The sequence below is a fragment of the Thiohalocapsa sp. genome (genome assembly GCF_019695415.1).
Classification (GTDB): domain Bacteria; phylum Pseudomonadota; class Gammaproteobacteria; order Chromatiales; family Chromatiaceae; genus Thiohalocapsa.
In genome coordinates this window covers 1-3138 of the sequence record NZ_JAIFKJ010000453.1, presented here as the reverse complement: position 1 = coordinate 3138, position 3138 = coordinate 1, and the positions used below count along the sequence as shown (strand labels likewise).

Annotated in this window: 4 protein-coding genes; all 4 read left to right on the top strand. The window is 62.4% G+C overall.

Features of this window, described 5'->3' with window-relative positions; translation table 11 throughout:
• Positions 1-68: 68 nt before the first annotated feature.
• Positions 69-257, top strand: a complete 189-nt coding sequence (locus I6U14_RS12735; protein WP_296899862.1) for a DUF2283 domain-containing protein — start codon at positions 69-71, stop codon at positions 255-257.
• A gap of 600 nt (positions 258-857) precedes the next feature.
• Complete coding sequence (locus I6U14_RS12730; RefSeq protein ID WP_296899861.1) at positions 858-1427, top strand: plasmid pRiA4b ORF-3 family protein; 570 nt, start codon at positions 858-860, stop codon at positions 1425-1427.
• Positions 1428-1483: 56 nt separating this feature from the next.
• Positions 1484-1903 (top strand): hypothetical protein, encoded by a 420-nt coding sequence (locus tag I6U14_RS12725; RefSeq protein ID WP_296899859.1) that lies wholly within the window; start codon positions 1484-1486, stop codon positions 1901-1903.
• Between the two features lie 15 nt (positions 1904-1918).
• On the top strand, positions 1919-2938 hold the full coding sequence (locus tag I6U14_RS12720; protein ID WP_296899857.1) for a DUF3298 domain-containing protein: 1020 nt from the start codon (positions 1919-1921) through the stop codon (positions 2936-2938).
• The last annotated feature ends 200 nt before the right edge of the window (positions 2939-3138 follow it).

The following is a 3138-nucleotide window of genomic DNA, read 5'->3' as shown; positions in this document are numbered from 1 at the left end:
TGTGACAAGGAAACCGTCACCCCAGTGCGTGTTGTGACTGCGTCCTTGGACAACGAGTGTACTGACTGGTGAAGCTCGAATGCGACCCTGCCGCGGACGCCGCCTACTTCGAAATCTCCACCGCTGATGTCGCGACGACGAAGCAGATCGAGCCCGGCATCATGGCGGATTACGACGCAGAAGGACACTTGGTCGGCATCGAAGTGCTGTCTGTCAGCAAGCGGGATCTCGGTAAGACGCTCGATGAAGTTGCCTGAGCCGGCGTTGGCACGAGCTGACGAAAAGGAGACAGACCCTGAGGTATCCCCAGATTAAGGAGCTGGAGAACAGTGGGTCGATTGCTCGATCGCCGAGGCAATGCCATGGCGGTCCCATTCCCAACCCCGCCCGCCATCCAGGTTGTGGGGATACCTCACGGACAGACCACGTTTTCCGGGGAGCAACGATATCTCGCGCAGAGACGCCAAGGCGCAGAGAAGAAGCGGAGACGGGAGGAGAGATGCAGCTAGACTATGAGCAGCAGAGACTTGGGTATGGCATTGTGCTGGTTAAACCGACCGCTTCTCTTTCTTCCCTTTGCGGCTCTGCGTCTCTGCGCGAGTTTCTCTTCTCTTTTCCCCGCATTCGCATCTCGACGTGAGCTTTTTCTCTTGATGCGAATAAGATCGCAGGCACGACAGCAGAAGGCAGGGCAGGCACACCGTGTTGCTTGGCCAACACCAACCTACACCGGTCAGGGTGACGATGTTGCTGACGCGACCTGCCGAGGCTGGTGGGCGTTTGGGAATTCACTAGATGCGGCGCAGCACACGCACAATCTACCCACTCCTTCGAGCGGGAGCTAAAGACAGCAAACCATGCCTGCAAAACGACCAAAACAGATCTATCAGCTCAAGATCACGCTCAAGGGCGCAAAGCCGCCTATCTGGCGGCGGGTTCTGGTCCCGAGCGACCTGAGGCTGGATTTGCTGCATGCGGTCATCCAGGTCGCTATGGGCTGGACGGACTCGCATCTGCACCAATTCGTCGCAGGCGGCCGTTTTTATGGCGTCCCAGATGACGAGTTCGGCTTCGAGGTTCAGGACGAAACACGGGTCAGGCTCGCCGATATTCTGCGCAAAGAAAAGGACACCATGCTCTACGAATATGATTTTGGCGACGGCTGGGAGCATCAGGTGCTCGTCGAACAGGTTTCGGCCTTCGATCAGGCCCAACCACTGCCGCTGTGCATCAAAGGCAAGCGCGCCTGCCCGCCGGAGGATTGCGGCGGCATCTGGGGTTATGCCGAGCTGCTCACAACCTTGGCCGATCCGTCCCATCCGGAGCACCAGGAGATACTCGACTGGCTCGGAGGCCCGCTCGATCCTGAAGCGTTCGACCTCGACGACACCAATCAGGCGCTCGCGGCGCTGAGACTGACGGGGTAGCGACAAGGAGCCGGTCTCAATAACAGCTCGCAAGACAGACAGAGACACACGGAGCCATGATTCAGATCCCCCAATACCTTGAGGTCTACATCACGACGCTCAATTCGGAGCTGGATCGGTTCTGGTCGCGGTTCAATGTCTTCTCAGCGATTCAGATTCTGGCGATCCTCGCGTTGATGTTGGCGTTCGACAAGCTGCAGATCCACCCGGATACGGCACGGGCGGCGATTATGGTGCTGTTTCTCTGGTCGTTGACGGGCACACTGGTCATTTGGCATTCCATCGAGATACAGCAGCGCTTGGTCACGGCTATCGTGGCCGCAGAGACCAACCTGCCGGATGACGTCAGCCTGTTCCGCGAGGCGCTGCAAGCATCGACGCCCGCACAGAACTTCATCATGCGGGCGTGTTTTTCGTTTGCCGTGGTCTGCTCCTTCTTCTGGGGCGGTATGATCTTTCTCGGCCCTTACGACTGAGCTGGAATGAAGGAGATGACATACCCCCTGCGTCGAGGCGGTGCGCGTCTGCTGCGGTCCGCAGGCATCGGCCTGCTGGCGCTGGTAACGGGCGTTGCGCAGGCCGCGAGCTTCGACTGCACCAAAGCTTCGACGCGGGTCGAGCGTCTCATCTGCGCTGACGCGGAGCTGAGCCGGCTCGACTCCGAGCTCGGCCGGGTCTATGCGGATGCCCGGCGCAGTCGGGAAAATCCGGAGCGTCTCCTGACACAGCAGCGCGTCTGGCTCGAGCAGCGCGACCGCTGCCGAACCAGCGACTGCCTAGCGGACCTCTATCGCCAGCGCATCGCCGCCCTCGACCGGAAAGTAGGCGAGGTGAGCATCGAAGCGGCGATGGGCGAGTCACGCACTGACCGCTCTGACGAGCTGGTCCGCATCACTCAGCGGGGGCCGCAGTTCGAGATCGAAGCAGCCTATCCGCGCCTCGAAGATGGCAAGGCCGCTGCGGCAGGGGAGCGGGTGCTGGATGAGGTGGTAAACGGCGAGATCGGCGACTTCCGGCAAGCCTACCAGGAGCTCCTTGCAGGGGGTGGCGCCCACCAAGGGCCGCCTTGGCAGCTCTCCATCGACTACGACCAGGTGTACGCCGCGCCGCATTTCTGGTCCGTGGGCCTGCGCAGCTACGCCTACACCGGAGGCGCACATGGTGGACAGCAGCACCTGCCGGTGGTCATACGCCGCGACACAGGCGCCCGCGTGCCAACCGAAGACCTGTTCCGCAGTGGCAGCGCCTGGCTGCCGCGTGTTGCCGATTACTGTTACACGGCCCTCAGCCAGCGCGAGCCGTTCTCGCCGGACGACAACTGGCTTCGCGAGGGCACGGCGCCGACCGCCGACAACTACCGCAAGCTGCTGCCGCTTGCTGAGGGTCTACTCGTGACCTTCGAGCAATACCAGGTGGGGCCATACGCCATCGGGACTCACGAAGTGAGCGTGCCCTACGGTGAGCTGGCTGGCTTGCTCGATCAGGACCTGTTCCCGGACGGACGCCCTTGAGCATGCCCTTGCCCCGGAGCCCGCAATGCCATCCATCGACGCCCTGCCCTGGTGGCACTGGCCCGACTTCGCTCGCGTGCCGTGGTCCTCGCCGCGGTGGCGGCGGCCGGCGCGCTGGGCACCCTGCTCCGGCCCATCGCACGGCGCCAGCGCGCCCGGCCAAGGGCGCCCCCCCACCCACCCCCGCCGGAGGCGGGCAA

What these genes read in the sequence shown, in the direction of transcription:
- I6U14_RS12725 (WP_296899859.1), top strand. Translation starts at nt 1,484, where the DNA reads ATGATTCAGATCCCCCAATACCTTGAGGTCTACATCACGACGCTCAAT.
- I6U14_RS12730 (WP_296899861.1), top strand. Translation starts at nt 858, where the DNA reads ATGCCTGCAAAACGACCAAAACAGATCTATCAGCTCAAGATCACGCTC.
- I6U14_RS12720 (WP_296899857.1), top strand. Translation starts at nt 1,919, where the DNA reads ATGACATACCCCCTGCGTCGAGGCGGTGCGCGTCTGCTGCGGTCCGCA.